The following is a 3,257-nucleotide window of genomic DNA, read 5'->3' as shown; positions in this document are numbered from 1 at the left end:
AGAGGGAGCAGCCGGGCCGCCGCCCACGACTGGCGTTGCCGGCGAGCCGCGTGACGCGGGGTTGCTCGGGCGCGAGACCAAGGGCGAGGTGGTGCTTGTTCCCCGGTTGCGCGCGGCGTTGGAGAAGTTGAATCCCATGCTCCCGCGTCTGCTGTCGGGGAAAGCTGCGCTCCCTCACACAGCCTCTCCCAGCGGGAGAGGGGAGGAACTGGCGAGCACCTCTGACAGCCGGGACAGAACTTTATGAGCGAATTCTACAACATTTACTGCGACGAGAGTTGTCATCTGGAGAATGACCGCGAACCGGTGATGCTGGTGGGCGCGGTGTGGTGCGCCAAGGCGGACGCGGGCGGTCTGGCCGCCGAGTTGCGGGCACTCAAGCAGCAGCACAACGCGAAGGGAGAGTTGAAGTGGACGAAGGTCTCCAAATCCCGGATGGCGTTCTACGAAGCGGTAGTGGACTGGTTCTTCGCCCGACCGGCGCTGCACTTTCGCGGCCTGGTCGTCCAGCACAAGGAGCGGTTGAACCATCAGCAGTTCAACAAGGGGTCGCACGACGCGTTTTACTACAAGAGGTGTTTGTGCATCTGACCAGCCGAAAGAATCCGGCAACGGGCGAGCGGGAGATTGATCCGATGCGTTCGGCGCGGCTGCCATGGGCGCGTCCGCTGATTGAGAATTCGACCGCCGCCGAAGTGCTGGCGTGGGATTTCGTGGAAGACGATGGCAGCATCAACACCTACGTCTGGCTGCCGGAACACGATTACGCCATCATCATGCGCAAGATGGGCGATCACAGTCGCAGAATTATCACCGCCTATTGGGTGGAGTTCGAGCACGAACGTAGAAAGCTGCGCTGGAAATATGAGCGACGCTTGCCGAGCTAAAAAGAAGGCCGACGCAGAACGTCGGCCCAACTCCTTCTACCATGGGTAGATGAGATGACAAAACTTATACCACGCCTGTCAAATGAGCCAAGCTCGATATTTGATTCGGTCGCAAATGGCGGCGACTTTAGTCGTCGAGGCCGTTGGTCTTCAGCGTTTTGGGTAATTGACGGGTATTTGATGGAATTAGCGCCCACGCCTACACCGAAGACCAGCTTGTCGAACAGCCCGCCATCGGGTTGTTCGCGGAGCTAGGTTGGCAAGTGGCGTTGCCACACCCTCACCCCGGCCCTCCCCCAGCGGGAGAGGGAGTCATCGTGGATGAGTTCGGGTTGCTCGGGCGCGAAACCAAGGGCGAGGTGGTGCTTGTTCCCCGGTTGCGCGCGGCGTTGGAGAAGCTCAATCCCACGTTGCCGCCCGAAGCCATCACCGCCGCCATTGATGAATTGACCCGCGACCGTTCGGCCATGGGGCTTCCGGCGGCCAATCGGGAAATCTACCGGCTTCTGAAAGATGGCATCGCGGTGTCAGTGGCAGACACGGGAGGTTCGGACGCTGAAGGTAGGGCGCGTCACTCCGTGCGCGCCGTTCCAGGTTCATCGCAAAGCGGCGCGCTGGGGACAGCACGCCCTACCAGCGGCGGGCAGACGACGGTCCGAGTGCGGGTGATTGATTCGGAGCAGCCGGCGAACAATGATTTCCTGTTGGTCAGCCATTTCAGCGTCACGGGCGCGCTCTACACCTGCCGCCCGGATTTGGTGGGCTTCGTCAACGGCCTGCCGCTGGTGGTCATCGAGTTGAAGAAGCCCGGCGTGCCCGCGCGCGCGGCGTTCGACGAGAACCTGACGCACTACAAGGCGGAGATCCCGCAGCTCTTCTGGTTCAACGCGCCGTCGGAATGTCGAATGACTAGTTTCGATTGGCGAACTGACTGAACTTCGCACCTCGCACTTCGCACTTCGCACTTCCATTGCGGCGTTCGACGAGAACCTGACGACCTACATGAATCCGCAGAACGGCATCCGGGCGTTGTTTGTGTTCAACATTAATTAGCCTATCCGCAACGTTCACCATGTCTGGAAACTATGTCGTCCAGCCCGCTGCGGCATCGCGAATCCCGCCTCAGCCGCGGAAGAATCCAGCGCGGCCGACACCGAACGTAATGAAGACGAAATTGCCGCAAAAAGGCGCAAAACGCGCGAAAGAAAAACACACGCAGATTTCCCTGAATTCTTTGCGATCTCTGCACTGCGAGACGTCGGAATCGAACATTGTGTTGCGAAGATTTTGGAGCACGGCTGTGTGCGAAGCATCAACCGCAGCATTTCAGATGGCTCTGGTGCGCTGCGGCTGGGGCTGCGACCCCAGCCGCGCTCCTTTGGTTGCGGCTGCGCCGCATTGTGTTCTCTCGCGGCCAAGAACCTGTCGAATCTGAACGACGGTGAAACCGAGGCGGAGATTCAGCCGAAAAGAATGAAAGAAAACGAAAGAGACCCTGCCGTCATGGCCGCGACCTCTTTTCGTCTCCTTTTGTTTCTTGCGGCCAAACTCCTCACCGCCCTTTCGATAATCGCCACCAAGCTTCGGCTCCGTTTCATCTTTTGCCGCCTGTAATAGGCGCCAAGAAAGTTGATCGCAAGCGGCGAGTAATCTTGAGGATTGAACGACGGCATTGTTACGGCTCCGTTCGGCTCATGAGCTTGACTGGCCCGGACGCTTCCGTAACCTTGCGCCATGACTGCTGTCGAAGAACGCCGCCTCAAGAGCCTCTTGAAAGATGCCGTGATCGAGGTCCTCCAAGAACGCCACGATCTGTTGCGCGACGCCTTCCAGGAAAGTCTGGAGGACGTAGCCATGCTGAGGGCCATTCAGGACGGCCAGAAGACTCGGCTCACCAGTCGAAAGAAAATCTTTCAGCGACTCGCCCGCGCGGTGTGAACACGGCGTTTCGGGATTCCTTCGACGCGGACCTGACCGCGATAGCCGACCCCGTGTTGCTGGCCCGAATTAAGAAGGTCATCGAGCAGGTGGAGGCGGCGCGAACCTTCCGGCAGAGGGCTGACAGGAGATTAGGCCAGGGCAAGCGTGCCTGTGCGCGCCGCCCCCGAAAGCGCGACAAAAATGATCCTCGGCGAGAATCCTCACTGGTCGGACCACCAGCCTGCGGCCACTCGATGTGAGCCGCAACAAGACCTGCCGCGCATTGCGAGGAGCGCTTCTCGTATCCACAAACCGCGCATCGTTCTTGTTCAATGCACCTGTCGGGCCATCGGTCATCGGCAATGATTCTGCCTCTCATCCGCCGCCATTGCCAAGTCAGCACTCTGAACCGGCTTTGGCTCCGGGTTCAGCAAAACTTGGAGCGACAGT

At 59.6% G+C, this 3,257-nt stretch carries 3 protein-coding genes and 1 pseudogene; all 4 read left to right on the top strand.

Annotated features, from left to right (window positions below):
- Positions 1 to 243: 243 nt before the first annotated feature.
- The 4 genes and pseudogenes from FJ398_26950 to FJ398_26935 all read left to right on the top strand — a co-directional run bounded on the left by FJ398_26950 (position 244) and on the right by FJ398_26935 (position 2,825).
- Positions 244 to 591 carry a DUF3800 domain-containing protein gene (locus FJ398_26950; protein MBM3841516.1) on the top strand — a complete coding sequence of 116 codons (348 nt, stop codon included), beginning with the start codon at positions 244 to 246 and terminating at the stop codon, positions 589 to 591.
- Between the two features lie 44 nt (positions 592 to 635).
- Complete coding sequence (locus FJ398_26945; protein ID MBM3841515.1) at positions 636 to 887, top strand: hypothetical protein; 252 nt, start codon at positions 636 to 638, stop codon at positions 885 to 887.
- 185 nt (positions 888 to 1,072) lie between these two features.
- Positions 1,073 to 1,777, top strand: a pseudogene (locus FJ398_26940) (type I restriction endonuclease subunit R).
- Positions 1,778 to 2,621: 844 nt separating this feature from the next.
- The gene (locus FJ398_26935) at positions 2,622 to 2,825 is read left to right on the top strand and encodes a hypothetical protein (protein MBM3841514.1); all 204 of its coding nucleotides are present in this window, start codon (positions 2,622 to 2,624) and stop codon (positions 2,823 to 2,825) included.
- Positions 2,826 to 3,257: the final 432 nt, after the last annotated feature.

This window comes from Verrucomicrobiota bacterium (assembly GCA_016871535.1).
Taxonomy (GTDB): Bacteria; Verrucomicrobiota; Verrucomicrobiia; order Limisphaerales; family SIBE01; genus VHCZ01.
Note: the sequence above shows the minus strand (reverse complement) of the source record. Positions and strands in the feature narration are given on the sequence as shown.